This is a genomic window from Chryseobacterium piscicola (assembly GCF_900156685.1).
GTDB classification, from domain to species: domain Bacteria; phylum Bacteroidota; class Bacteroidia; order Flavobacteriales; family Weeksellaceae; genus Chryseobacterium; species Chryseobacterium piscicola.
In genome coordinates this window covers 91318-115207 of sequence record NZ_FTOJ01000001.1, presented here as the reverse complement: position 1 = coordinate 115207, position 23890 = coordinate 91318, and the positions used below count along the sequence as shown (strand labels likewise).

Sequence of the window (23890 nt, the reverse complement as noted above, 5' to 3'; positions counted from 1 at the left end):
TCTAAGACAACTTAGATATGTTGAATTTAAAAATGAAGCCCCTCATCTATTCGAAAAACTAAAATTTAAAAGCCTAAAGAAAAATAATAAAGTTGCGGAGAATTCGAAAACTTTCTTAATTAACAACTTTAAGATTGATACAGAATATGTTTATATTTCTGAACATGAAAAAGGGAGGAAGACCTAGACTTTTTATTCAGAAAATAATGATAAGTCTGCGTACCTTGAAAATTATGTTGTAAACGAACAGGATAATGGTGTTTTTGATGCTTATTTATAAGATATGACAGCATCATTGTAAATCATCAGAGCCAAGTTGCAAAAGAAGAAGTAACCAAGCATGTAAGATTGGAGTATTTAGGACAATTGCGGGATGGTTCTGCAACGCAAAAAGCAATGTATTGTCCACAGGTTGCTTTTCAACAGTATGTCTGGGTTCCGGGAGTTTGCAGCAGTAATCAACAACATGAAACAGGTGATCCCGGTTGCCTCTGTGGAACACAAGGACATATGGATTGCACACCGGCTGATACAGGATTTTACATGATACGATATGTAATGTTACCAACAGATTGTGGCGGTGGAGCATCTCCTGGCAATGGACCTGGACCGAGCCCTATATATACGGGACCGTATAATCCGGGAGGAGGTTTTGGCTCAACAGCAAATCCATGTGATAAGATTAAAAATCCTTTACAAAGAAATGTTTTAGACGTAGCCTGTCCAACAACAGTCAAAGGAATGCTTACGCATTTAGAAAATAACTTACCTTCTACCAATCCACAGATTAAAGGAGAAATTTGTTATGCAATGTTTCAAGATTCCAATAATGAACTTCACGCTCAGTATTATGAGCAAACTAGCGAAGATCAACAAATTGAATTTTCTTTAGGAACTGGTTATATGTATCCTGTTTACATGCATACTCATACAGTAAATGGATTAACGATATTTTCTTTAGCAGATATTTTTGATATTAAGTAGGGAATAGACAATGGTAATTTTAATGAAAATACAGTCTTCTATCTTGTCACCGATCACGGCACACAATATGCGATGACCATTACAGATCTCAACTCATTTACTGCATGGGCTGATAGTTATTTCTTTGGTTGGGAGTTTGATAATATTAAAGAGAAAAAAGAAGAAACATATGCCGAAAGTGTTGATATTAAAAATACGATTGAGCAAAATGAAAATGGGCTTGTAAGCTTTTTTGAAGAAAAATTTGTAGGAATACAATTATTTAAGGCATCAAGTGATTTCAATACTTGGCAAAAATTATCTTATAACCCTTTTACAAAAAAAACAATTAAAACCAACTGTCCAAATTAAATAATTATGAAAAATATATTTTTAATATCAAGCTTTTTATTTTCATTTATACTTATGAATTGCCAGCATCTTAAAATGATAATTGTAGTCTTATCTGGATTAACTTTAAAACCGCTGCCCAATTTCCGCAGCGGTTTTTTTATACCCAAATATTTCCTGCCTATCCAAGAATTGTTATATTTGTTGTAATGGCAACGAAAGCACTTTTCAATACGGTGGTCAATTGGTTTATCAAGCAACGGATAGACCAGATACAGCATTTCATCGATCATCCGATAGAAACCCAGAAAGGGATTCTCTTTTCGCAACTTTTTCATGCGGAAGACACTGAGTATGGGAAAAAGTATGGCTTCAACTCTATTTCCAGCTATCAGGATTTTAAAAATAAAGTCCCTGTGGTTTGTTATGAAGATTTTGAACCTTACATCGAAAAGGCAAGGCAAGGACAAAAAGATGTCAGCTGGCCCGGCTACATCAAGCATTTTGCGAAATCTTCCGGTACGACGAATGCGAAAAGCAAATTCATCCCAATCTCTGCAGAAAGCCTGGAATACTGCCACATGAAAGCAGGTAAAGACATGGTTTCCATTTATGCCAATAATCATCCAGAAAATCAGCTTTTCACCAATAAAAACCTTCGTCTTGGTGGAAGCTCAGAATTATACGCCGATTTCAACACAAAATTCGGCGATTTATCAGCAATTATCATCGATAATCTCCCTTTTTGGGTAGAAATTACCACGATTCCGAATAAAAAAGTTTCTCTGATGTCTGAATGGGAAGCCAAGCTTCAAGCAATTGTTTCTCAGGTTAAAAATGAAGATGTCGGAAGTATTCTCGGTGTTCCCAGCTGGATGATGGTGCTTCTGCAAAGAGTTATCAAAGAAACAGATGCAGAAAGTATTTCTAAGCTCTGGCCGAATCTTGAGGTGTTTTTTCATGGTGGAATCAGTTTTAAACCTTATCGTGAACAATACCAACACCTTATCGGCAAGAAAATAAATTACTACGAAATTTATAATGCTTCTGAGGGATTTTTTGGGATTCAAGATCGTTCAGACAGCGACGAAATGCTTCTGATGCTAGATTACGGTATTTTCTACGAGTTTATTCCGATGGATCAGTTTCATCTTTCTAACCCGAAAGTAGTGTGCCTTGAAGAGGTGGAAAAAGGAAAAAATTACGCAATGGTTATTACTACCAACGGTGGCCTTTGGCGTTATTTAATAGGTGATACTGTAGTTTTTACGTCTACAAATCCTTTCAGAATAAAAATCACGGGAAGAACGAAGCATTATATCAATGCTTTTGGTGAAGAATTGATGATTAATAATGTAGATGCCGCTTTGGCGAAAGCTTGTGAATGCACGCACGCAAGTATTTCTGAATTTACGGGAGCTCCGGTTTTTATGAAAGAAAACGAAAGCGGTGCCCACGAATGGATTTTTGAATTCAATAAGCATCCCCAAAACTTGGAAGCTTTTATAGACTCTTTTGATCAGCATTTAAAATCTGTAAACTCAGATTATGAGGCTAAAAGATACAATAATATTACCCTGAAAAGACCAGTAGTACACGTTGCAAAGCCCAATCTATTCTATCTCTGGCTAGAATCTAAAGGAAAGCTTGGAGGTCAAAATAAAGTTCCTCGCCTTAGCAACGATCGAGAATATATTGATGTGCTTTTAGATTTAAATAAATAAAAAAATAAATAAATAAAACCGCAGAATTTCTGCGGTTTTTCTGTGGTTGATTTGTATTTGTTATTTATTCAAATCTTCCCTTAGCTTTTTTGCGCTTTCTTCTATTTTTCCGGCTCCTTTTGCAGCGGCATCTTTTATGTCTTTACCGGCCTCGTTCAAATCTTTCTTGGTCTTTTGGGCGGTTTCGTCAATCTTTTGTTTTGCTACATCAGCTTTATTATCAATGTCGTTTGTAGCTTCATCAATTTTGCTGTTGATATTATTTTTAGTTTTGTTAAGATCAGAACTGTCAACAATTCCTGAAGTGGTTTCAGTGGTTGTAATCGTGGTTTTTGATCCGTCAGCATTTTCAATAGTTTCGGTTTTTGAGGTAGATTTTGTACAAGCAGTCATTAATCCTAAAAATACTGCTGCAATGATGATATTCTTTTTCATATGTAAATTTTTATTGTTTGTTATCTTTCTCGGTTTCTGTCACTTTTTTCTTTTCTTCTTCCGCTTTCTTTTTGTTTTCTTTTTCCAATTCTTCAGCAATCTTCTTTTCCTGCTCTTGTAGTTTGATGACCTCTTTTAAAGAATCCTGATACCGTTGCGATGAAATTCGGATTTGTCTTACTACATCCACTGAAGTGGCACCAGGCGAAAAAGAATCTATGGCTGTTGTGTCATAAGTTGCACGGCTCTCGTCGCTTACTGTGGCTAAGTTAGCATCCGTTTTCTTACTGCACGCAAGAAACCCTAAAAAAGCAAAACTCAATAATGCTGGGATTAAATTTTTCATAAAGATTCTATTATTTGAAGCAATTTTGTTGCCACAATACACATTTAATTTAAAATTTTAAATGTTGCCAAAACGGGAAAATGGTCAGAGAGCCTTACCGAGCGGTCTACTTGGTAAGAAATAGGCTCAATAGATTTTGAAGTGAAGATATAATCTAACCGCAAAGGATATTTGTAGTCATGAAAACTTGTAGCACTGCCTTTTCCAGCTTTTACAAAAGCGTCCTGAAGATTTTTGCCTAAATGATAATATTCATAAGAATTGGGAACAGCATTGAAGTCTCCCGTCATGATTACAGGATAAGGTGAGTTGTCTATATATTTTCTGATAATATCTATTTGATCTTGATGTATTTTAAATGTTGGAATAAGTCTTTTTACTATATTTTTTACCTTTTGCTCATCTTGATTGCTGTCTCCGTTGAGTTTTACCATGCTTTTTTCAAATTTAAAAGGTTGAAGGTAAATATTGATTATTCGGTAGCCTTTACCTTCTATTTTTAAATCTGTATAATCTGCAAATGCATTAAAATCTTCACTGTACAAGCCTTCGAAAATCTCTTTGTATCCTACAATTTCATATTTTGAATAAAGTGAGCTGAGGGGGTTTTCTCTGGCTTTTTTTAAACCTGAAAATTGATAATCTAGATTACCGTCTTCCTGCATCAAGACAAGATCTGCATGTTGACTGTTGATGTATTTTTCTATTTCTTGTTTACCGAATTTTCCGCCTTTTGCATTGATTGTAATTATTTTTAAATCCGAATCGCCTTTTGTAGAACTGTAATTGAACCAACGCTGTGTTGCAGAAAAGAAAAACAATCCGAAAAGCAGAAATACAAACGCTCTCTTTTTCCACATAAAAATCCAAAAAACAGTAAGTAAAGCATAAGCTGAAATAAGAACAGGAAAACCTAAAGATAAAATATTAAACCATGGAAAAACCCTTGGCGGAATGTAGGCATTCAGCAAGACGGCAAAAAGCAGAAATAGAATTCCGAGATGACATATCAGCAAAATAAGTCTTACAGCTTTCATATATTTTTAGTTGAAACGGTAAAGGTGTTTTTTCCAGATTTTAGCTAAGATAAAACCGACAATGGCACCACCAACGTGTGCTAAATGGGCAATGCCGCCTGCATTTCCGGTTACTTCCAATGCAATGGATCCTATAATTATAACCGGCAAAACGTATTTAACCTTCACGGGTATTGGGATAAACATAATTCCTATTTTTGAGTCTGGATACAATGTTGCAAAAGCAGCAATAACACCGAATATGGCTCCCGAAGCCCCAACCATTCTGCCAAATATTACTGGATTTATTTTTTCACTTACTAACTCCTGAACCCGCAATGGGACTTTAGTGTTTATAAAACTTTCCGGATCAGCAATGTATCCTTGGATATTAAAACCTAAGTCATTTAATTCAGTATATGCATTCTGATATTGCAAAAAATTCCATAAGGTATATAGTAAAAATGCCCCTAAACCACTTAGGAAATAAAGAATTAAATATTTCTTTTCTCCTAAAGATTGCTCTAAAATAGGGCCGAAACTAAATAAGGTAAACATATTAAAAAGAATATGCATAAAACTTCCATGCATAAACATGTGTGTTACAATTTGCCATGACCGAAATTGCGGCAACAACGGAAAGTAAGCGGCTAAATAGTCATTGAGCTGCGGCATAACCAGAGCTGCAATAAAAACCACTATATTCAAAATAATAATGTTACGGGTAATGGGCGGTATATTATTAAACATTTACTTAAAATTTATTTTTAATATCATTAAAGGGAACTTCGTAAAAACAACGCTTTCCATTCGGTAAAAACTCAGGAAATCCAAGTGCTGTAAAGTCTTTTATGAGTTGCTCCGCATCTTTTTTATAAATAAAATCAAAACGGGATTTAGATTGCATCTTAGACCACTGATTCTGGTAAAACTGCATAAATTCGTCCTCATTTTTATATTCTAAAATGTCAAAAAGATTTTCTAGAAATTTCATTACCTGGGTTTTTTTTAAGCCCTCTGGTACGCTGTCTATTCTCAGTACGCTCTCATGTGCAATTTTCATGTCAAACCCCAATTCCGGCAAATATTTTTTTATCGAACGGTATTTGTTTTTCTCAATTTCATTCATGTGATATTCTAGAGAGAACAGTAATGAGTGACTTGTGGAATTTGTTTTTCTTTCAGATTTATTATTTTCAGAAACCACCAAACGGTGCATTCTACCTAAATCTAGCATCAGCGTTCTGTCGCCTTTGTTGAAGAGCCAATATCCGTTAGGAAGTCTCATCAAATCTTCATCGAAATCTTCGTCTTCAAAAAGATTAATCTTCGAAGGCTCCGCAGAAATATTCTGATGGTACATTTCCGCAAGATTCTGCATCTCGGCTTTGGTAACTTGCTTTTCTTCAAGAAAAGGATTGTAATCTTTGTCTACCGTAATTTCTGGCATTTTTACAGCAACATTTCCTTTGCTAGAAAAACTTCTCTGCATTATTTGATCCAGATGAGGATCTCTTTCGAAATCTAAACTCGGAGCAATATTATAAATTCCCAAAGATCTTTTGATAGTAGATCGTAAAAGCGCAAAAATAAGATGCTCATCTTCAAATTTTACTTCTGTTTTTTGAGGATGAATGTTAACATCAATTTTCTCAGGATCAATTTCCAGAAAAAGGAAAAATGTGGGAATAAACCCAGGTAAAAGCAATCCTTCAAAAGCTTCCTGAACAGCTTTATTAAAATAAGGACTTTTAAAAAATCTTCCGTTAACGAATAAAAATTGTTCGCCTCTGGTTTTTTTTGCTCCTTCGGGTTTCGCTACAAAACCATGAAGCTTGCACCAAGTAATATCTTCTTTTATAGGAATAAGCTGTGGGTGAAGTTTTCTGCCAAAAATATCTACAATTCTCTGCATTTGGCTTCCTTTTCTCAACCTAAAAATAGCCTCATCATCTTGAAAAAATGAGAACTCAATATTTTCGTGAGCTAATGCCACGCGTTGAAATTCATCAATAACGTGGCGGAATTCTATATTGTTGTTTTTAAGGAATTTTCTTCTTGCAGGAACATTGTAGAAAAGATTTTTAACCAAAAAATTTGATCCTTCAGACGTTTGTGCAGGCTCCTGAAACTGAAAAGTTCCTCCTTCTATATAGATGTTGGTTCCTAATGTAGCGTCTTTCAACTTGGTTTTTAGCTCAACCTGAGCTACCGCAGCAATTGATGCTAAAGCTTCCCCACGAAATCCTTTAGTAGCGATTTTGAAAATATCTTCAGTACCCCGTATTTTTGAGGTTGCATGGCGCTCGAAAGCCATTCTGGCATCAGTTTCAGACATGCCTTTGCCATCATCTACTACTTGGATGAGGTTTTTTCCGGCTTCCCGAATAATGAGCTCTACTTTTGAGGCACCTGCATCAATAGCGTTTTCCAACAACTCTTTTACAATAGAAGCTGGCCGTTGAACGACTTCTCCTGCCGCAATCTGATTGGCTACATGATCGGGTAAAAGCTGAATAATATCTGACATATATAAAGAATCAACTTACAAAAATAATCAAAGCAATTCACAACTGAAAAAAACAGACCATGAATTAACGGTTAACATATCAACAATTAATGTTTAAAACTTTTTTTAACAAAAAAACGCCCGCTTTCAAAATAAAGAAAACAGGAGTTTCAAACTAACTAAATACCACTAATGATTTTTATTACTATTTATTTTAACCCTCTTCTAAAATGAGTTTAGTTTTTTGTTTTCTTTTAGAGTTGGGGAGTGCCGCAATACAGCCGTGAATTTTATCATATAACAAAGACATCATATTCGGGCTATTATTAAACTTCTACAAATACTTCAGCGATTTTTCCTTTCTCGGGCAAGAATCCTTTGTTTTGTGTTTTGATTTCTTGTGCTTCCAAAACTGAATTTTTTTTCAAAAAGGGCGCAAGATTAAACTTTCTCTTGCTGATGCTATCTTGCAGATAATCTGTGTAGTAAGCTTCTTCTACGTTTTCTGTTATCAGATATTGATCAAATGTTCTTTGGAAATTTCCAGTAAAAACATCACACATGACCTTGTTAACGAGATGAGGGTACTTGTTTTTGATAATGTTGTAGGCGTCGGAAAATTCTTTGGATATTATTTTATTGAATATTTTGCCTTTGGTGTTGAAAAGAAGATTTCTTATTGAATCTCCTGCATCGTAGCCGGAAACAAGAAGAATATTAAATTGAATACCGCTGTCTGCGGAGTTTTTATCTCTTAATACTTTCTTCATTAGATGAAGAGATTCCAGAGAAAAATCGGTTGCTATTAAAATGGTTTTGATCATAACTTTTGGATTTGATTAGTGAATAACTTATTTACTAAACAAAAGTATCATCCCCAGATTAAATTTTTTTTGCAAGGAAATTAAAATGCAATTAAAGAGATTAGAATGCAATTAGAATGTAAAAAAAGTAGCCTAATTCACTATTTCTTGTTTGCTTAATGTGCCGTAAAGGGTGGGGAATCTAAGTTGAACAGTGGTTCCCAGGTTTTCATACGAGCTTACGATGAGCTCGCCGTTGTGCATTCTCATAATATTTCGGGCAAGCGGAAGACCGATTCCGTAGCCTTCGTAATTTTTGGTATTCGAAGCCCTGAAAAAAGGATCGTATATTTTATTCATTTCAGATTCTGGAATTCCAATTCCGTTGTCTTTGATAATGATATAAACGTCTGTATCTGTAGCGCCAAGTGATACTTTTACCTGTTGGAAATTAGAATATTTACAACCATTGTTGATGATGTTCGCTACTGCAAGATGAAGAAGTTGCTCGTTTCCTAATACTTTAAGTTTTTTAGGGTTGTCTGGTAACATGCTGATGTCTAGATGGATATTGTTTCTAGAGTCCATTTTTCTTATGGTCTCGATGGTGTCCCAGATAAGTTGGTCCATCCGTACTTTATCAATTTTCTGAATTTTGCCGTCAAAACCAGTTTGAGCAATCAACAGAAGAGCTTTTATTTTTTTATCAAGTTTTTCAGCTTCGTCAAGGATGATTTCTAAGGTTTCTTTATATTCCTGTGCATTTCTGTCAATACTTAAAGCAACATCTGCTTCTCCCATAATAGAGGTAAGAGGTGTGCGAAGTTCGTGAGAAACATTTCCGATGAGGTGATTTTGAGTTTCAAAAGAGGTTTCAAGCCTTGTAAGCATAGTGTTGAAGGTGTCTACAAGTTCGTTAAGTTCTCGGTTATCGGGTTGTGCTTCGAGGCGTAAATGTAGATTTTCGGAGCTGATTTCTTTTACCTTCCCTGTAATTTTTAAAATAGGTTTAAATAAAGTTCTCGATAGGTAAAAAGAAAAAATCATACTAAAAAATAGTGATAGAATGATGCATGTGATAAGTGTTCTTTTTAGAAAACCAAGATAATAGATGATGTAATGGTTTTGTGCAGAGGCAATTGCGATGTAGCTTTTATTATTATATTTAAAGCTTTTGCCAATGTAATAAAATTCGTTGTCGTTGTAATTGGCTTCTCCTTTTTGAACGATATTTTTAAAAAAGAAATCAGGTATTTGTACTTCTGAGGATATTTTTTTGAAATTTGAATCTTCGGGAATTGCAAATACGTAATCTCTTTCCATTGGAAGTTCTTCATCATTCAAACTATTGAGGATATGATTTTCTGGTATGTCTAGTTGTTTTTTACTTTTTTCGATTTGCACGATGGTTGTCGTCCTTATTTTTAGTAATTCATAGAATCTCTGATGCGAAAAATTAACAATCGAGTAATAGACCAAGCCTCCAAAAAGCAAAATAACAGTTGTAAAGACAACCATTAATAATATCATTGTTTTGGTTTGATTGGTAATTACTCTATTAAACATAGTTAAGATTTTTTAAGAACGTATCCCATTCCTATTACTGTATGAATAAGCTTGTTGTCTTCTTTTGTGTCTATTTTTTTACGCAGATAATTTACATAAACATCCACCACATTGGTTCCCATATCGTAGTTTACACCCCAAACTGCATCCAGAATTTCTGCACGAGAAATTACTTTTTCGGGATTATTGAGAAAATAGAGCAGAAGTTTGTATTCTGTGGAGGTTAGCGAAACTTCTTCTCCGGCACGAATCACTTTTTTGGTGTAATCGTTTAAGCTGAGATCAGAAAAATGAAATGTGTGTTCACTGTATGCATTTTCTTCTTCGTTCTCTAAAGCAGAAACGTTATTGCTTCTTCGTAGTAATGATTTTACCCTTGCTACGAGTTCTATAAATTTAAATGGTTTTACAAGGTAATCATCGCCACCACTTTCTAATCCGAGAACTATATTTTCTGAAGTTCCTAGTGCGGTAAGAAATAAAATAGGAACGTGTTTGTTTGTTTTACGGATTTCCTTGCAAACCTCAAGGCCATTCATTTCTGGTAGCATAATGTCTAGAATGACCAAATCAAAATCATTTTCTTTCACAAGCTTAGCTCCTGTAAGGCCATCAAAGGCTACAGAAATTTCATATCCATTTTCTTGAAGTCCTTTTTTAATAAAAGAAACAATGCTGGTTTCGTCCTCAATCAGAATTATTTTTTTCATAGATTTTGCTGATTTACAAAAATAGGAAATTCATTTTAAGTCTTTGATTAAAACAGAAAAGCACCGAAAATTTTCGGCGCTTTTCTGTTATTTATTTTAAATTAATTAAGACTGTGATTTCTCGGCGGCTTTTTTAGTTTTTTGGCTTTTGCCTTCCAATCCGTCTTTAGCTTCATTTAAGTCTAAAGTTACTGTTTCGCCTTCGGTTAATTGTTTGTTTACCAACATTTCAGCCAACAAATCTTCAATATATTTCTGAATGGCTCTCTTCAATGGTCTTGCTCCAAAATCTTTGTCCCAACCTTTTTCAGAGATGAAATCTTTAGCTTCAGTCGTTAAATCTACTTTATAACCTAATTTTTCAAGCCTTGAATACAGTTTGCCCAATTCAAGATCAATAATTTTAGAAATATCTGTTCTCTCAAGAGAGTTGAAGATCACGATGTCATCAATTCTGTTTAAGAATTCTGGAGCAAATGCTTTTTTAAGCGCATTTTCAATCGTACTTCTCGTTCTAGAATCCGAATTAGATTTCTTGGCATTGGTACCAAATCCTACACCATCACCGAAGTCTTTGATGTCTCTGGTTCCGATATTCGAAGTTAAGATAATAATTGTATTTCTAAAGTCAATTTTTCTTCCTAAACTATCTGTAACGTGACCTTCATCTAAGATTTGCAACAAAATATTGAACACATCTGGATGTGCTTTTTCAATTTCATCTAAAAGAACTACTGCATAAGGTTTTCTTCTCACAGCTTCTGTTAACTGACCACCTTCTTCATATCCCACGTATCCTGGAGGCGCACCCACTAATCTTGAAACCGCAAACTTCTCCATATATTCACTCATGTCAATTCTGATCAAAGCTTCGTCAGAATCAAAGAGTTCCCTCGCCATTACTTTTGCAAGCTCGGTTTTACCAACACCTGTTGTTCCAAGGAAAATAAATGTTCCAATCGGTCTATTTGGATCTTTCAATCCGGCTCTGTTTCTTTGGATGGCTTTCACTACCTTTTTTACAGCGTCTTCTTGTCCTATTACTTTTCCGTTCAGATTATTATCCATTCCGGCCAATTTATCCAGCTCATTTTTCCCAACTTTCGTTACAGGAACACCACTCATCATAGAAACTACTTCTGCAACACTTTCTTCAGATACAACTTCTTTTTTCTCTTTTACATCTTTATCCCACTGATCCTGAGCAGAGTTTAATTCCATTTGCAAACGCTCTTCTTCATCCTTTAGCTTTCTTGCTTCCAGATAATCCTGAGCTTTTACGGCTTTCTGTTTCAGTTCTTTAATTTCTTCAATTTTCTTCTCAAAATCAATAATTTCGGTAGGAACTTTCATGTTTTTAATATAAACACGAGATCCCGCTTCGTCCATAGCATCAATCGCTTTGTCTGGTAAAAAACGGTCTGTAATGTATCTTGATGTCAAATTGACACAGGCAAGAATTGCTTCCTCTGTATACACTACATTGTGATGTTCCTCATATTTGTCTTTAATTTGATTCAAAATCTGAATCGTTTCCTCAATATTGGTAGGCTCTACCATTACTTTTTGGAATCTTCTTTCTAAAGCACCATCTTTCTCGATGTACTGACGGTATTCATCTAAAGTTGTAGCACCAATACATTGAATTTCCCCTCTCGCCAAAGCCGGTTTAAACATATTGGAAGCGTCTAAACTTCCCGTAGAGCTTCCTGCACCCACAATGGTGTGCAATTCGTCGATAAATAAAATCACATCACGATTTTTTTCAAGTTCCGTCATGATGGCTTTCATTCTTTCTTCAAACTGTCCGCGGTATTTTGTACCCGCAACTAAACTCGCCAAATCAAGCGTGATTACTCTTTTGCCAAAAAGAACTCTAGAAACTTTCTTCTGCTGAATTCTTAAAGCCAAACCTTCAGCAATGGCAGATTTACCAACACCAGGCTCACCAATCAACAACGGATTGTTTTTCTTTCTTCTTGATAAAATTTGAGAAACTCTTTCAATTTCCTTCTCACGCCCAATTACAGGATCTAGCTTTCCGTCTCTCGCCAAAGAAGTAAGATCTCTACCAAAATTATCCAATGTAGGGGTTTTGCTTTTTCCTGCGCCGAGGTTTCCTGTTGGTTTTCTCATTTGCTCAAAATCTTCTCTCTCCTCATCATCGTCATAGGCGCTCATTTGGGGTGCTTGGCCAGAATTTTTCAACATTGTTTGATATTCCTTAGAAACACCCTCGTAGTCGATCTCGTGTGCTCCTAACACATTTGAGGTAGGATCTTCATATTTATAAAGAATGCCTAAAAGCAAATGCACAGTATTTATATCAGTACTTTTGTATTGTCTACATTCTAGCTCAGCACGCTTCACGGCATGGTCGGCCATTTTTGTAAACGAAATATTGGGAACTTCTTCAGACAAAGGGTTGATACCTGCAGCATTTAAAGTTTCAATTTTTCTTCTGATTTGTGTTAAATCAGCATTGAGGTTTTGAAGTATTTCTTTCGCAGAGTTTTCTGTTTTTAATATTCCTAAAAGGAGATGTTCTGTATTTAGAAATTCACTTTTCAGCCTTCTCGCCTCGCTCTTGCTTTGTTTGAACACTTGGCTCAAACCTTGTGAAAACTTGTAATCCATAATATAACTCATTAGAATAAATGCACCATTGCCATTTATTCAATATCTAAGTTACAAATATTTTACCAAAACACAATGTCTGACTTTATGGCAGGAATTAGTTTTTTTATCTTATTGAAAATGACTAAGTTTGTTGTTCTTAAATTTTCTCATGAGCCCAGAATTAGCATCTTACATTGGCTATGCCGCTTCTTTTTTTATCGTTTTAAGCTTCATACTCAAAGATCTTACTAAAATAAGAATCGTCAATCTCATTGGTTGTATCTGTTTTGTAGTCTATGGTTTATTCAGCGGAATGCTTTGGCCCGTTATTATTCCCAATGCTATTCTTTGTTTTGTACAGGTATACTATTTGATTTTTGGGAAAAAGTAATAAGATGAGAAAGAAAATCATCCTTTCAGCATTCAGTAATTTATATACAGACCAACGAATTGAGAAAATTTGTAAAACGCTGCACGAAAATGGCTACGATATTGAGCTAATTGGTAATAATTGGAATGGAGCCGATGAAATGACAAGACCTTATCCGTTTGTTCGAATTTCTTTAGTTTCTAAAAGTTTGAAAACGGCTTATTTTGAATTTAATTGGAAGCTTTATCGTCTTTTGAAGAAAAAAGTAAACCAGAATACTATTCTGTACGCCAATGACTTGGATGCTTTGCTTCCGAATTATTTGATTTCAAAAAAAAAGAATACACCATTAGTCTTCGATAGTCATGAGATTTTTTCTGAAATGCCTGCAATTCAAGGTAAAATCTCACAAAAACTATGGCGGTATTTGGAAAAGAAATTGGTTCCAAAAATAAAATTTATGATTACGGCAAGTGATGGATATGCGAATTGGTTTAAAAATGCATACGGCATACATCCTGTTGTTGTACAAAACGCTCCAAGAACAATACATGGTACTATTGAAATTCTTGAAAATAACCCAAAAATAATTCTGTATCAGGGGGCAATCAACCCGTTTCGAGGCATTGATAAAGCAATTTTGGCAATGCATTTTTTAGATAATACTCTATTTAAAATTGCCGGCGATGGACCACGGAAAAGAGATTATGAAGAGCTGGTAACTAAAGAGAATCTGCAAGATAAAGTTCTTTTTTTAGGGAAACTTCATCCGGATGACCTCAGAAAAATTACTTTAATGGCTGATTGCGGAATGAGCATTGAAGAAAACGGAGGCGAAAGTTATTTTTATTCACTTCCTAATAAGGTCTTAGATTGTATTCAAGCGAAAGTACCCTTAATAATGTCTGGCTTACCTGAAATGATGAATATAAAAAAACAGTTTGACGTAGGAGAAATCATTATCAATCATGAGCCAGAAAATATTGCTAAAGCCATTCAAAAGGTTTTAAACAAAGGAAGAAAAGCATATCAGACAGAGCTGGTAAATGCAGCAGATCAACTCTGCTGGGAAAAAGAAGAAAGCAAGCTGCTCAATCTTATAAATAAAGCCGAAAGGGTTGATAGAGCTTAAAGGTTGAAACAATGCTCCTCATCGAGTTTCTAAATTTAGTATCTTTGCACAAATTAATTGTTTAAAATGACCATTAAAGAAAAGCAGCGGGAAATCATCGATGAATTTGCGTTTCTCGAAGATTGGGAACAAAAATACGAGTACATCATTGATCTGGGAAAGGAGCTGAAAGGGCTTGCAGACGAAAAAAAAACGGATGATAATCTTATTAAAGGTTGCCAAAGTAAAGTATGGATTGATGCAGATTTCAAAGATGGAAAATTGTCTTTTGATGCGGATTCAGACGGCATTTTGCCTAAAGGAATTGTTTCTCTTCTGGTAAGCATTTACAGTGGTCATTCTACACAAGAAATTTTAGATTCAGATTTTGGGTTTATATCAGATATTGGTCTTCAGGAGTTTCTTTCGCCTTCAAGAGCCAATGGGCTTATGGCAATGACCAAACAAATCAAATTTTACGCAGTAGCTTATCAGTTGAAATCTTAGTTGTGACCAGAATTTTAGCATATAGATTTTCCGCTTTTGGAGATGTTGCCATGATAGTTCCTGTCTTCAGAGAATTTCTTGAGCAGAATCCAGATGTAGAAATAATCATGGTTTCTAGAAGTAATTTCGAGGGTTTGTTCTTTGGTATTCAGAATGTTAAGTTCAAAGGGGTTAATCTAGATGATTATAAAGGTTTTTTTGGGTTACGCAAGCTTGCCAATCAGCTTAATGAAGAGTTTAAACCAGATTTGGTTGCCAATCTTCATGATGTCATTCGAACCAAAGTTCTCGATAAAATTTATAAAAGAAAAGGCTTAAAAGTTTTTAAAATAAACAAAGGGAAAGAAGAAAAAGAACAGCTTACCGATGTTTGGAATCTCAATAAAAAACAACTTAAACTAACAGTTGAAAGATATGCGGATGTTTTTAGGGATATGGGTTTTGCTGTAGAGCTTTCTCATCAATTAAGACCTTCAGGCGGAAAAAAGAGTGGAATTGGGTTTGCTCCTTTTGCTCAGCATAAGGGAAAAATGATGCCTCTCGAAAAATCTTTTGAGTTGGTGAAAATTCTCTCCAAAAAAAATAAAATTTACTTTTTCGGAGGAGGGCCTAAAGAAACAGAAACTTTAAAATCTTGGGAAAATCAAATTCAAAATACAGAAAGTCTAGCAGGAAAACTCAGCCTTTCTGAAGAGTTGAAAAAAATTGCCGAACTGGAGTTGATGGTTTCTATGGATTCTGCCAATATGCATCTTTCTAGCGTTGTAGGAACTCGTTGTATTTCTATTTGGGGATCTACCCATCCTTTTGCCGGCTTTTTGGGATTCGGACAGAATATTCAAGATGCCGTACAGGTTTCAGACCTTACTTGTCGCCCTTGTTCTGTTTTCGGTGATAAAGAATGTTATCGTGGTGATTGGGCTTGCCTTGAAGAGCTAAGTGTGATGAAGATTGTAGAAAAAATCTAAAAGATGATAAAACTTTCGGTCTGTATTCCGGTTTATAATTTTGATGTTCGAGAGCTTGTAAATGCATTGAAAAAAGAAATTGTAAATAGAAATTTATCCGCCGAAATTATCTTAATTGATGACTCTTCTGAAGTGTTTTTTGTGAGTTTAAATTCTGAAATTCAACATGTTGTAGATGGGTTTATTCTGCTAAAAGAAAATATAGGAAGATCGAAAATCAGAAATCTTTTTTTGAAACATGCACAAGGACAATATTTTCTTTTTTTAGATTGCGACGGAAAATTGATACAAGAATGTTTTCTAGAAAATTACTTTAATTTTATTCTTAGAAATCCAGATTGTACATCAATTTATGGAGGGAGGAAAGTTTCGCTGTTACCGCCAAATCAATCTTATTTTTTGCGATGGAAATTTGCTGTAGAAAGAGAAAATCTTTCTCTGGAGAAAAGAAAAAAAAATCCGTATTTAAGTTTTCAAACCAATAATTTCGTTATTAAAAAAGAAATTTTAGAGAAAATTCTATTTAATGAAGCTTATACCAATTACGGATATGAAGATCTTCTTTTTGCGATGGATTTGAAGTCAGAAAACGTTATTATTAACCATATAGAAAATCCTATTTTGAATAATGATGTTGAAACCAATGAAGTGTATTTAGAAAAAGTAAAAGAGTCTGTAGATAGTCTTTCTTCTATGCTGAAGTATGGCGTTGTAAGAGAAAGATTATCAAGCATTAAGCTGGTAAAAACATTTATTGCTTTTGATTTTTTTCCTTTTAATTTTTTAATTATATTTTTGTTTAAATTTTCTTCAGATTTTTTAGAAAGAAAGCTTTTAAAAGGCAATCAAAGCCTTCGTTATCTTGATTTGTATAAACTCGGAATGCTTTTTAAACTCATGAAATAAAGTAGAATATTTTATTTTAATGAAATCTGAAATTGGCTTCAGGAAGAATATTGTTTTTTAAAAAAGCTTCATATTCGGGTGAAAGTATTGCCCTTCCAAAAGTGTTTTTACCGCTCATACTTCCTATACGAACCTTATCTTTTCCGTATTTTTTATTCATTTTGTCCATCGCTTTCATTACAGGTAAGTGCTGATTTTGAAAATCAGGTTCAAATAAGCTTATTAGTCTTTGATTTTCAGGTACAAAATCATTAACAATCACACCCGCTTTTTTATAATGAAAACCTTCTTTAAAAATAGACTCAAAAAGCTCCTTCACAGCTCTGCCAATAAGAATAGATGAATTGGTAGGATTGGGCAAAACTACAGATAATGCATTTCTGTATTCGGGCAAATCTTTTCTGAATCTATTGGTTTGTAGAAAAACAGTGATTGTTTTGCAGCAAGTATTTTGTTTTCTAAGCTTTTCTGCGCAATACATACCAAAAGTCTCTACCCGCTCTCTCACATCCTCTTTTTTGGTAAGCATTTCCATAAAGCTTCTCGTTACTGCGATAGATTTTTTAGGCGAAGGAGAGTCTAGCTCCAACTGCCGAATGCCTCGCAGCTCATTAATCATTCTGATGCCATGAATGCCCATTATTTCTCTAATCCACAGCTCTGGTTTCGCCAGGAGATCCCAAGCTTTATGAACTCCATTGGCATGCATTTTTAAAGCGATTCGTCGCCCAATTCCCCAAACGTCTTCAATAGCAAGCCATTTTAGTGCCTTTTCAATTTTTTCTGGACTATCTAAAATATAAACTCCATTAAAGTTTTCCGGATATTTTTTTACAATTCTGTTGGCAACCTTACAAAGTGTTTTTGTGGGTGCAATGCCAATACTTACAGGAAGATTTTCCTTATGAAGTATTTCGTCCTTAATTTTTAAAGTATAATCATAAATATCAACATACTTGAAATTTGTGAGGTCTAGGAAAAGCTCGTCTATGGAATATATTTCAAAATCAGATTTGTCAACGTAGGATGTAGAAATTTCCATAACCCGCTGGCTTTTGTAGTTGTAAAGTTCAAATTTTGCAGATAAAGATTTTACATTTTCTTTTTTAAAAAGCTCCTTGTATTTAAAAACGGGAGCTCCCATAGGTATTCCCAGTTTTTTTGCCTCTTCACTTCTAGACACAACGCAACCATCATTGTTTGAAAGAACAACCACGGGCTTTCCTTCTAGCGAAAGGTCTATCGTTCTTTCACAGGAAACAAAGAAATTATTGCAGTCGATAAGAGCGTACATGTTTTTTTTAATTCTTATTCTTAGAAGCAAAATTATACTTTTTAAAGTTTAAAACCTATTAACTGTAAAGGTTTAACATTAAAAATATATCGTTGGTAATCAGTTGTTTAATTATTTAATGCAGCTGTAGTTCAATCAAAAATAGAGAAAGGAAAAAGACTGTTTTAGGCTGAAAATAATACAAAAAACCTGCAGTACTTTAATATTCTGCAGGTTTATTATTTAGATTTTATTGTAGTTGAAATTATCTCACTTGCTGGAAGGTATTCCCTTGTTTGATGTCTCCGGAATTGTAGCCTTTCATAAACCATTCCTTACGCTGAGCGGAAGAACCATGTGTAAAACTCTCTTGGTTTACATACCCTTGAGATCTTTTTTGAATATTGTCATCGCCAACAGCTTCTGCAGCTTCTACGGCAGATTCTAGATCGCCAGGTTCTAAGAAGCTTTCTCTCTCATTAGAATATCTTGCCCAAAGCCCAGCATAGAAATCTGCTTGAAGTTCTGTAGCAACAGACATTTTGTTGAGATCAGATTCAGTATATCTTCCACTTTGCCTTGCGTTATGGGTTTCATTGAGTACACCGAGTAGATTTTGTACGTGATGTCCCATTTCGTGAGCCATTACATAGGCAATAGTAAATTCGGTAACCTTTGCCCCGAATTTTTGCTGAAGCTCATTGAAGAAGCTCATATCCATATAAACCGACTGATCGGCAGGGCAATAAAATGGTCCCATTGCAGATTGAGCCGTACCACATCCGGATGAGGTAGTGCTTTCAAACAAAACTACTTTTGCAGGCTTGTACTGCATATTATTTTCCGCAAAAATTTTCTGCCAGGTTTGTTCGTTCTCAGCGGTAATCATTTTTATGAAATCTCTTATTTGAAGCTCATTTTGGTTAAGTTCTCTCTGCTCACTCTGTTGTGGAGAGCCACCTCCAGAAGAAAGAATTGCAGAAGGATCGCCTCCCAAAAAGAAAACAATAGCTGCAATAATGATGGTTCCCAGACCACCACCTACTGCCATTCCTCCGCCACCAAGACCTCTTCGGTCATCTACATTGTCACTTCTGTCGTTCGTCCATTTCATATCTGTAATTTTTTGGGTAAATTTAGAATTTTAAATAATATTTTTGTAAAAAAAAATGACGAAAGTGAGAAAATTTAAATTAGGTCTTCTGTTTTTTTCTTTAATGATGATTATGGGATGCAAGGAGAGTGAAGAAAAAGAAGATGAAGTGCAAAATGTAGATAAAAAGGCTTCTGTAGAAACTGAACTTTCTGTACAGCATATTGATAGTGCAGATGTTTTAATTACCAAACACAAAATCTGGAAAGACAACAAGCTTTTCAAAGAAATCATCAAAAAAGATACAATTCCTTCGCTTGGCGATTCTTTGCAGCTGGTAGAAGATGCAAACGGAAACGAGCATAATATAAAAGTAAAAAAGGATTACGAATTTTATATTACAGTACAATAATGAAAAAATCGAAATCTATCAAGTTACTTTTTGTAACAGGAATTCTTGCTGCTTGCTCTCAAGAACCGGCAAAAATGCAAGGGCAAAATGAAAAAAAGGTTTATATGCGCTCAGATTCCACGGCTTCTTATTCTAGTTCCCATGGTTTTATGACCGGATTTTTACTGTATCACGCTTTTCGTCCCTATGGCGCATATAGCAATGGAGCTTATCAAAGATCTGGATATTACAGCGATGCTATCAGTTCAAAATCCAATATTGGTAGAAATACATATAAAGGAAATGTAGTAAGAGGAGGGCTTGGCAAAAGTGGCTTTCGGGCATCATCATAAAATTATAAAACACCAAAGATTTTGAAAATACAATGGGCAAGGAAGATTCTGCAATTACATTACTTGTTCTGATTATTAGGGATGATCTTAAAAAATAAAATCTGGATATGAAAAGAATAGCAGCGCCGTTCAGAAAAAACTGGCAACATAAACTAGAAAATTTAGGCTTTGGCTATCATTCTATGGAGGGGCTTTATTGGGATGAAAGTCATTACTATGAATTTTCTATGGATGAGGTCGATAGAATAGAAAAAGCAACTGCAGAGTTGTGGCAAATATGTTTAGAGGCCGTAGATTATGTAATTGATAAAAATCTTTGGGACAGATTCAACATTCCGGAATATTTCAGAAAACATATTGTTACTAGCTGGGAAGAAGATCATCCTTCTATTTATGGGAGATTTGATTTTGGTTTCGACGGAAAAAATTTGAAACTTCTAGAATTTAATGCTGATACACCTACTTCTCTCTACGAAGCTTCGGTGATTCAATGGTATTGGTTGCAGGAAATGTTCCCGGGAAAAGATCAGTTCAATTCAATCCACGAAAAATTGGTAGATTATTGGGTTTATCTTAAAAAATACATGAATCCGCATTATATTTATTTTGCATCGTTAACCAATATTGAAGACGTTACCAATGTGGAATATCTTCGTGACTGTGCTACTCAGGCAGGTTTTGAAACGGAATTTATTCCCATCCAAGACATCGGCTGGGCAGAAGATATTGAAGAATTTATTGCCACAGACAGAAGCGTAATGGAATATGTTTTTAAACTCTATCCTTACGAATGGATTTTGGAGGATGGTTTTGGCGAAAAGCTGGTTAAAAATAATTTCAGATCACAGTGGATGGAGCCTTCGTGGAAGATTCTTCTTTCTTCAAAAGCAATTTTGCCAATTATATGGGAAATGTACCCAAACCATCCCTATCTTTTAGAATCTTATTTTGAACAGAGAACTTTGACCAGTTTTGCTAAAAAACCAATCTATTCCAGAGAAGGAGCGAATGTGAGCCTCCACAAACACAGCGTTCTCGTAGAAAAAAATGAAGGTGATTATGCAAAAAACGGTTTCATCTATCAGCAACTATTTGAGTTGCCCAATTTTGATGGAAATTATCCCATTATCGGAAGTTGGATCATTGGCCAGGAATCTGCAGGAATAGGCGTGCGGGAAAGTGTGAATTTAATTACCAACAACCAAAGCAGGTTCGTACCTCATTTGATTGATAAAAACAAACTATATATAAAAGAAAAGGAGCTGTAAAAAGCTCCTTTATTATTTCAATACATTTCGGGTTTAGTTTCCAAAACCAATATTTCCTTTTTTGTCGGACAGATTTTTCTTAAAATCAATCATTCTTAAAGCAGTCACTGCTGCTTCCACGCCTTTATTCCCAAGATCGCCGCCGCTTCTTGCAATAGACTGTTCTTTTGTGTCGTCTGTAAGAACGCAGAAAATAGTCGGTATGTCGGTTAAGATATTACAGTCTTTAATTCCTTGTGCTACTGCCGAACACACGAAATCAAAATGAGGCGTTTCCCCACGGATAACGCATCCGATAGAAATTACAGCATCAAACTTACGCTCTTTACAAAGCTGCATGCTTGCGTAGCTCAATTCAAAAGCTCCCGGAACCGGAAAAAGCCTGATGTTTTCTTTTTTTACGCCTTCTGTTTCAAGAATTTCAATTGCTGCATCACGAAGATTGTAGGTTACAAAATCATTCCACTCAGAAAAAACAATGCCGATAGAAAAATCTTCGGCATTGATAATATGAAGTGGCTTGTAATCTGAAAGATTAACTGTTGCCATATTTTAATTTAAATATTTAGACATTTCGATATAAGAATCAGACATTCCGTTGTCGTAATCCTGATATTTTTCGTCAATTGTTGTAAAGTATTTTTTAGCTTCTGCGTTTTTCTTTAATCCTAAAGCCAAAATGCCAGCTTTTCTTGTGAAAAAATAGGTTGTATAAGGATCGTTAGAAGCAGAAACAGCTTTGTCTAAAAGGCTTAGAGCTTCTGTATTTTTATTTAATCCAGATTGTGCATCAGCCATTACACCATACTTCATTGCTTCTAGGGTTTTGTTGTCTGAAGAAAATTGATCCATCAAGTCATAAGCTTCTTGATATTTTCCTTCTTTAAATTTTAAAAGAGCTGCGTTGTAGCCAGCCAATTTACCTACTTTAGTTGAAGAATACTCATTAAAAGTTCCCAAAAACCCAGGATTAGCGCCAGATTTTCCACCTAAAGCTTCTTTATCTTTACCTTCAGTAAGGTTTTTTTGTGCAGCTAAATATGTTTTTACGGCCTCAGCATTCTTTGGAGCAACAATAAATTGTTTGTATCCGAAAAAAGCTAAAACACCTATAATTAAACCTATAAAACCAGCACTCAGAGGTTTCTGATATTTTTCAAGGAATCTTTCTGTGTTTAAAGCCTCTCTGTCTAGATCTTTAAAAAATTCCACTGTTTCTTTACCTTCCTGCTCGTTTGGAGCATTATTTCCCAATTTTGCCATAAATTCTTAAAAATTGAACTGCAAATTTAATTGTTTCTGAATGATTTACAAAATACTTTGCTAGTATTATTGATTTTAAATTTTAATATTTTAAAATGCTATAGATTTCTGTGTAAAATTTTGTTACTTTTTCTTGACGTGTATTCTTAAGGATTGATTTTGTAACTTGATATTTTCCAATCTCCATTGACGCTTTTTAATCCGAAAGTAACTTTCAGAGCAGTTGTTTTACCGCTTTTGTCTGTAACGTCGTAAGTTGCATTTACACTCGCCGCATTAGGATTTGAAGCGTTGGTGGTTATGTTTTTTACTGAAACGTTTTTTACTGCTCCAAACCCTGAAGTAGGATTAGAGAAGGCATCATAATTTCCCCAACTGGGGTTACTAGATGCGTCAAATGCTGCCTTCAGATTTTGTGTACTTACATTGTTTAAAAATCTACTAACAGTGGTTTTAGGATCTGTTGAAGGCGATTTTGGACTTGCTGGTGTTGTTGTGGTTGGATCTGTTGCTGTACCTGCAGGAATAGCGGGATCTACCATCGTAGGGTTTGTAGTAGCAGTTGAATCAACTTTTGGAGGCTCAGGCATTCTGAGTGCTGAAGGATTGATTTCTTGACCTATTTTAGACATTTTGAATGTCTTCGTTGCAGTTTTTATAGAGATTGTAATATCTATTTTGCCATCCGTAATTCTTTCTGCAGAAAGAGAAGAGAATTTGAGATAAAATCCTTTAAAATTATTATCCTGCATGATATTTCTAGCAGTAGAAAGCTTTACTCCGTTATTAAAAACTTCTAAAGTAGTCTCTAATGTTGCTCCGCTGAACGTTACTGGTTTTCCTGATCCATCCACTAATCTCGGGATAATCTGTATGGCAGTGGGTCCTGTTCCTGTATCTCCAGAATATTTTGTGAGAATAGTTACAGAGCTGGCGCGTACGTCATTAGAATTAACTTCTTTGGGATTTAGATCACCAAAAATATCCATTTCGCCTAAAGAAGGGGAAGCGGTACTAGACCAATCCATTCCGTTTTTTTGTGCTACTTGGTCGGCAAGGGACAATATTTCGGGCACTTTTTTTCCGTCAATGAGTTTTCCTAGAGCTTTGAGCTCGTTTACATCGCCGTCTGCTTCTACACCGAAAGTTTTTAAAACATACAAAGCTTCATTGAATTTTATTTGCTGAAGCGTGGTAAGACTTGAAGTCATATCATTGATGCTGGTTTGCAAAGATTGCGTAGAGCTTGCATCTACATGATCTTTCTTACAAGCTGTAAGAAATGCTAAACTGGCAATAAGTAAAAAAAATTTAACCTTTTTCATTGGTTGTTGGTTTGTTGCAA

The 23890-nt window shown here is 35.0% G+C and carries 25 protein-coding genes; 11 read left to right on the top strand and 14 right to left on the bottom strand.

Translation table 11 applies throughout. The features are described 5' to 3' along the window. The first annotated feature begins 396 nt into the window (after positions 1-396). From BW939_RS00550 to BW939_RS00540, 3 genes are all read left to right on the top strand, one after another. On the top strand, positions 397-984 hold the full coding sequence (locus tag BW939_RS00550) for a hypothetical protein (protein ID WP_123891581.1): 588 nt from the start codon (positions 397-399) through the stop codon (positions 982-984). Between the two features lie 72 nt (positions 985-1056). Continuing rightward, a complete protein-coding gene (locus BW939_RS00545; RefSeq protein ID WP_076448769.1) occupies positions 1057-1335 on the top strand; it encodes a hypothetical protein in 279 nt (92 codons plus the stop codon). A gap of 188 nt (positions 1336-1523) precedes the next feature. After that, on the top strand, positions 1524-3038 hold the full coding sequence (locus tag BW939_RS00540; protein WP_076448768.1) for a GH3 auxin-responsive promoter family protein: 1515 nt from the start codon (positions 1524-1526) through the stop codon (positions 3036-3038). A 60-nt stretch (positions 3039-3098) separates the two neighbouring features. Here BW939_RS00540 and BW939_RS00535 read toward each other — a convergent pair whose 3' ends face one another. From BW939_RS00535 to BW939_RS00495, 9 genes are all read right to left on the bottom strand, one after another. Next, positions 3099-3473, bottom strand: a complete 375-nt coding sequence (locus BW939_RS00535; RefSeq protein ID WP_076448767.1) for a hypothetical protein — start codon at positions 3471-3473, stop codon at positions 3099-3101. A gap of 10 nt (positions 3474-3483) precedes the next feature. After that, positions 3484-3819 carry a hypothetical protein gene (locus BW939_RS00530; protein ID WP_076450058.1) on the bottom strand — a complete coding sequence of 112 codons (336 nt, stop codon included), beginning with the start codon at positions 3817-3819 and terminating at the stop codon, positions 3484-3486. A gap of 44 nt (positions 3820-3863) precedes the next feature. Then, on the bottom strand, positions 3864-4856 hold the full coding sequence (locus tag BW939_RS00525) for an endonuclease/exonuclease/phosphatase family protein (RefSeq protein ID WP_076448765.1): 993 nt from the start codon (positions 4854-4856) through the stop codon (positions 3864-3866). A 6-nt stretch (positions 4857-4862) separates the two neighbouring features. Continuing rightward, positions 4863-5585, bottom strand: coding sequence for a rhomboid family intramembrane serine protease (locus tag BW939_RS00520; protein ID WP_076448764.1), 723 nt, complete (start codon positions 5583-5585; stop codon positions 4863-4865). 4 nt (positions 5586-5589) lie between these two features. Next, on the bottom strand, positions 5590-7365 hold the full coding sequence (gene mutL, locus BW939_RS00515; protein ID WP_076448762.1) for a DNA mismatch repair endonuclease MutL: 1776 nt from the start codon (positions 7363-7365) through the stop codon (positions 5590-5592). 305 nt (positions 7366-7670) lie between these two features. Then, positions 7671-8168, bottom strand: coding sequence for a hypothetical protein (locus BW939_RS00510; protein ID WP_076448760.1), 498 nt, complete (start codon positions 8166-8168; stop codon positions 7671-7673). Between the two features lie 132 nt (positions 8169-8300). Continuing rightward, entirely contained in the window at positions 8301-9713 is a 1413-nt protein-coding gene (locus tag BW939_RS00505; RefSeq protein ID WP_076448759.1) for a sensor histidine kinase, read from the bottom strand. A gap of 2 nt (positions 9714-9715) precedes the next feature. Continuing rightward, a complete protein-coding gene (locus BW939_RS00500; protein WP_076448751.1) occupies positions 9716-10423 on the bottom strand; it encodes a response regulator transcription factor in 708 nt (235 codons plus the stop codon). A gap of 105 nt (positions 10424-10528) precedes the next feature. Next, positions 10529-13060: an ATP-dependent Clp protease ATP-binding subunit gene (locus BW939_RS00495; protein ID WP_076448750.1), complete on the bottom strand. Its 2532-nt coding sequence runs from the start codon at positions 13058-13060 to the stop codon at positions 10529-10531. 151 nt (positions 13061-13211) lie between these two features. Here BW939_RS00495 and BW939_RS00490 point away from each other — a divergent pair, with 151 nt between their 5' ends. The 5 genes from BW939_RS00490 to BW939_RS00470 all read left to right on the top strand — a co-directional run bounded on the left by BW939_RS00490 (position 13212) and on the right by BW939_RS00470 (position 16904). Next, positions 13212-13433: a uroporphyrinogen decarboxylase gene (locus BW939_RS00490; protein ID WP_076448748.1), complete on the top strand. Its 222-nt coding sequence runs from the start codon at positions 13212-13214 to the stop codon at positions 13431-13433. Between the two features lie 4 nt (positions 13434-13437). Then, on the top strand, positions 13438-14544 hold the full coding sequence (locus tag BW939_RS00485; RefSeq protein ID WP_076450055.1) for a glycosyltransferase: 1107 nt from the start codon (positions 13438-13440) through the stop codon (positions 14542-14544). A gap of 66 nt (positions 14545-14610) precedes the next feature. Next, complete coding sequence (locus BW939_RS00480) at positions 14611-15030, top strand: SufE family protein (protein ID WP_076448746.1); 420 nt, start codon at positions 14611-14613, stop codon at positions 15028-15030. A gap of 2 nt (positions 15031-15032) precedes the next feature. Next, entirely contained in the window at positions 15033-15998 is a 966-nt protein-coding gene (locus BW939_RS00475; protein WP_228417060.1) for a glycosyltransferase family 9 protein, read from the top strand. A gap of 3 nt (positions 15999-16001) precedes the next feature. Further along, positions 16002-16904: a glycosyltransferase family 2 protein gene (locus BW939_RS00470; protein WP_076448744.1), complete on the top strand. Its 903-nt coding sequence runs from the start codon at positions 16002-16004 to the stop codon at positions 16902-16904. Between the two features lie 16 nt (positions 16905-16920). Here the strand turns inward: BW939_RS00470 and BW939_RS00465 are convergent, their stop codons facing one another. Next, a complete protein-coding gene (locus tag BW939_RS00465) occupies positions 16921-18198 on the bottom strand; it encodes a Y-family DNA polymerase (protein WP_076448743.1) in 1278 nt (425 codons plus the stop codon). Between the two features lie 244 nt (positions 18199-18442). Beyond that, positions 18443-19291 carry a KPN_02809 family neutral zinc metallopeptidase gene (ypfJ, locus tag BW939_RS00460; protein WP_076448741.1) on the bottom strand — a complete coding sequence of 283 codons (849 nt, stop codon included), beginning with the start codon at positions 19289-19291 and terminating at the stop codon, positions 18443-18445. A 55-nt stretch (positions 19292-19346) separates the two neighbouring features. Between ypfJ and BW939_RS00455 the strand changes: the two genes are divergently transcribed. The 3 genes from BW939_RS00455 to BW939_RS00445 all read left to right on the top strand — a co-directional run bounded on the left by BW939_RS00455 (position 19347) and on the right by BW939_RS00445 (position 21282). Next, complete coding sequence (locus tag BW939_RS00455; protein WP_076448740.1) at positions 19347-19682, top strand: hypothetical protein; 336 nt, start codon at positions 19347-19349, stop codon at positions 19680-19682. Positions 19683-19756: 74 nt separating this feature from the next. Further along, positions 19757-20014, top strand: a complete 258-nt coding sequence (locus tag BW939_RS00450; protein ID WP_143753979.1) for a hypothetical protein — start codon at positions 19757-19759, stop codon at positions 20012-20014. A gap of 107 nt (positions 20015-20121) precedes the next feature. After that, the gene (locus BW939_RS00445; protein WP_105170202.1) at positions 20122-21282 is read left to right on the top strand and encodes a glutathionylspermidine synthase family protein; all 1161 of its coding nucleotides are present in this window, start codon (positions 20122-20124) and stop codon (positions 21280-21282) included. Positions 21283-21315: 33 nt separating this feature from the next. On the opposite strand, the gene ribH is transcribed toward BW939_RS00445, so the two are convergent. The 3 genes from ribH to BW939_RS00430 form a co-directional block, all read right to left on the bottom strand. After that, the gene (ribH, locus tag BW939_RS00440) at positions 21316-21831 is read right to left on the bottom strand and encodes a 6,7-dimethyl-8-ribityllumazine synthase (protein ID WP_076448728.1); all 516 of its coding nucleotides are present in this window, start codon (positions 21829-21831) and stop codon (positions 21316-21318) included. A 3-nt stretch (positions 21832-21834) separates the two neighbouring features. Next, on the bottom strand, positions 21835-22545 hold the full coding sequence (locus BW939_RS00435) for a YfgM family protein (protein ID WP_076448726.1): 711 nt from the start codon (positions 22543-22545) through the stop codon (positions 21835-21837). Between the two features lie 146 nt (positions 22546-22691). Then, positions 22692-23870, bottom strand: a complete 1179-nt coding sequence (locus tag BW939_RS00430) for an NTF2-like N-terminal transpeptidase (RefSeq protein WP_076448724.1) — start codon at positions 23868-23870, stop codon at positions 22692-22694. Positions 23871-23890: the final 20 nt, after the last annotated feature.

What these genes read in the sequence shown, in the direction of transcription:
- BW939_RS00505 (WP_076448759.1), bottom strand. Translation starts at nt 9,713, where the DNA reads ATGTTTAATAGAGTAATTACCAATCAAACCAAAACAATGATATTATTA.
- BW939_RS00525 (WP_076448765.1), bottom strand. Translation starts at nt 4,856, where the DNA reads ATGAAAGCTGTAAGACTTATTTTGCTGATATGTCATCTCGGAATTCTA.
- BW939_RS00510 (WP_076448760.1), bottom strand. Translation starts at nt 8,168, where the DNA reads ATGATCAAAACCATTTTAATAGCAACCGATTTTTCTCTGGAATCTCTT.
- BW939_RS00435 (WP_076448726.1), bottom strand. Translation starts at nt 22,545, where the DNA reads ATGGCAAAATTGGGAAATAATGCTCCAAACGAGCAGGAAGGTAAAGAA.
- BW939_RS00530 (WP_076450058.1), bottom strand. Translation starts at nt 3,819, where the DNA reads ATGAAAAATTTAATCCCAGCATTATTGAGTTTTGCTTTTTTAGGGTTT.
- BW939_RS00500 (WP_076448751.1), bottom strand. Translation starts at nt 10,423, where the DNA reads ATGAAAAAAATAATTCTGATTGAGGACGAAACCAGCATTGTTTCTTTT.
- BW939_RS00470 (WP_076448744.1), top strand. Translation starts at nt 16,002, where the DNA reads ATGATAAAACTTTCGGTCTGTATTCCGGTTTATAATTTTGATGTTCGA.
- BW939_RS00540 (WP_076448768.1), top strand. Translation starts at nt 1,524, where the DNA reads ATGGCAACGAAAGCACTTTTCAATACGGTGGTCAATTGGTTTATCAAG.
- BW939_RS00490 (WP_076448748.1), top strand. Translation starts at nt 13,212, where the DNA reads ATGAGCCCAGAATTAGCATCTTACATTGGCTATGCCGCTTCTTTTTTT.
- ribH (WP_076448728.1), bottom strand. Translation starts at nt 21,831, where the DNA reads ATGGCAACAGTTAATCTTTCAGATTACAAGCCACTTCATATTATCAAT.
- BW939_RS00430 (WP_076448724.1), bottom strand. Translation starts at nt 23,870, where the DNA reads ATGAAAAAGGTTAAATTTTTTTTACTTATTGCCAGTTTAGCATTTCTT.
- BW939_RS00465 (WP_076448743.1), bottom strand. Translation starts at nt 18,198, where the DNA reads ATGTACGCTCTTATCGACTGCAATAATTTCTTTGTTTCCTGTGAAAGA.
- BW939_RS00495 (WP_076448750.1), bottom strand. Translation starts at nt 13,060, where the DNA reads ATGGATTACAAGTTTTCACAAGGTTTGAGCCAAGTGTTCAAACAAAGC.
- BW939_RS00550 (WP_123891581.1), top strand. Translation starts at nt 397, where the DNA reads ATGTATTGTCCACAGGTTGCTTTTCAACAGTATGTCTGGGTTCCGGGA.
- mutL (WP_076448762.1), bottom strand. Translation starts at nt 7,365, where the DNA reads ATGTCAGATATTATTCAGCTTTTACCCGATCATGTAGCCAATCAGATT.
- BW939_RS00545 (WP_076448769.1), top strand. Translation starts at nt 1,057, where the DNA reads ATGACCATTACAGATCTCAACTCATTTACTGCATGGGCTGATAGTTAT.
- BW939_RS00450 (WP_143753979.1), top strand. Translation starts at nt 19,757, where the DNA reads ATGCAAGGGCAAAATGAAAAAAAGGTTTATATGCGCTCAGATTCCACG.
- BW939_RS00535 (WP_076448767.1), bottom strand. Translation starts at nt 3,473, where the DNA reads ATGAAAAAGAATATCATCATTGCAGCAGTATTTTTAGGATTAATGACT.
- BW939_RS00480 (WP_076448746.1), top strand. Translation starts at nt 14,611, where the DNA reads ATGACCATTAAAGAAAAGCAGCGGGAAATCATCGATGAATTTGCGTTT.
- BW939_RS00455 (WP_076448740.1), top strand. Translation starts at nt 19,347, where the DNA reads ATGACGAAAGTGAGAAAATTTAAATTAGGTCTTCTGTTTTTTTCTTTA.
- ypfJ (WP_076448741.1), bottom strand. Translation starts at nt 19,291, where the DNA reads ATGAAATGGACGAACGACAGAAGTGACAATGTAGATGACCGAAGAGGT.
- BW939_RS00485 (WP_076450055.1), top strand. Translation starts at nt 13,438, where the DNA reads ATGAGAAAGAAAATCATCCTTTCAGCATTCAGTAATTTATATACAGAC.
- BW939_RS00520 (WP_076448764.1), bottom strand. Translation starts at nt 5,585, where the DNA reads ATGTTTAATAATATACCGCCCATTACCCGTAACATTATTATTTTGAAT.
- BW939_RS00445 (WP_105170202.1), top strand. Translation starts at nt 20,122, where the DNA reads ATGAAAAGAATAGCAGCGCCGTTCAGAAAAAACTGGCAACATAAACTA.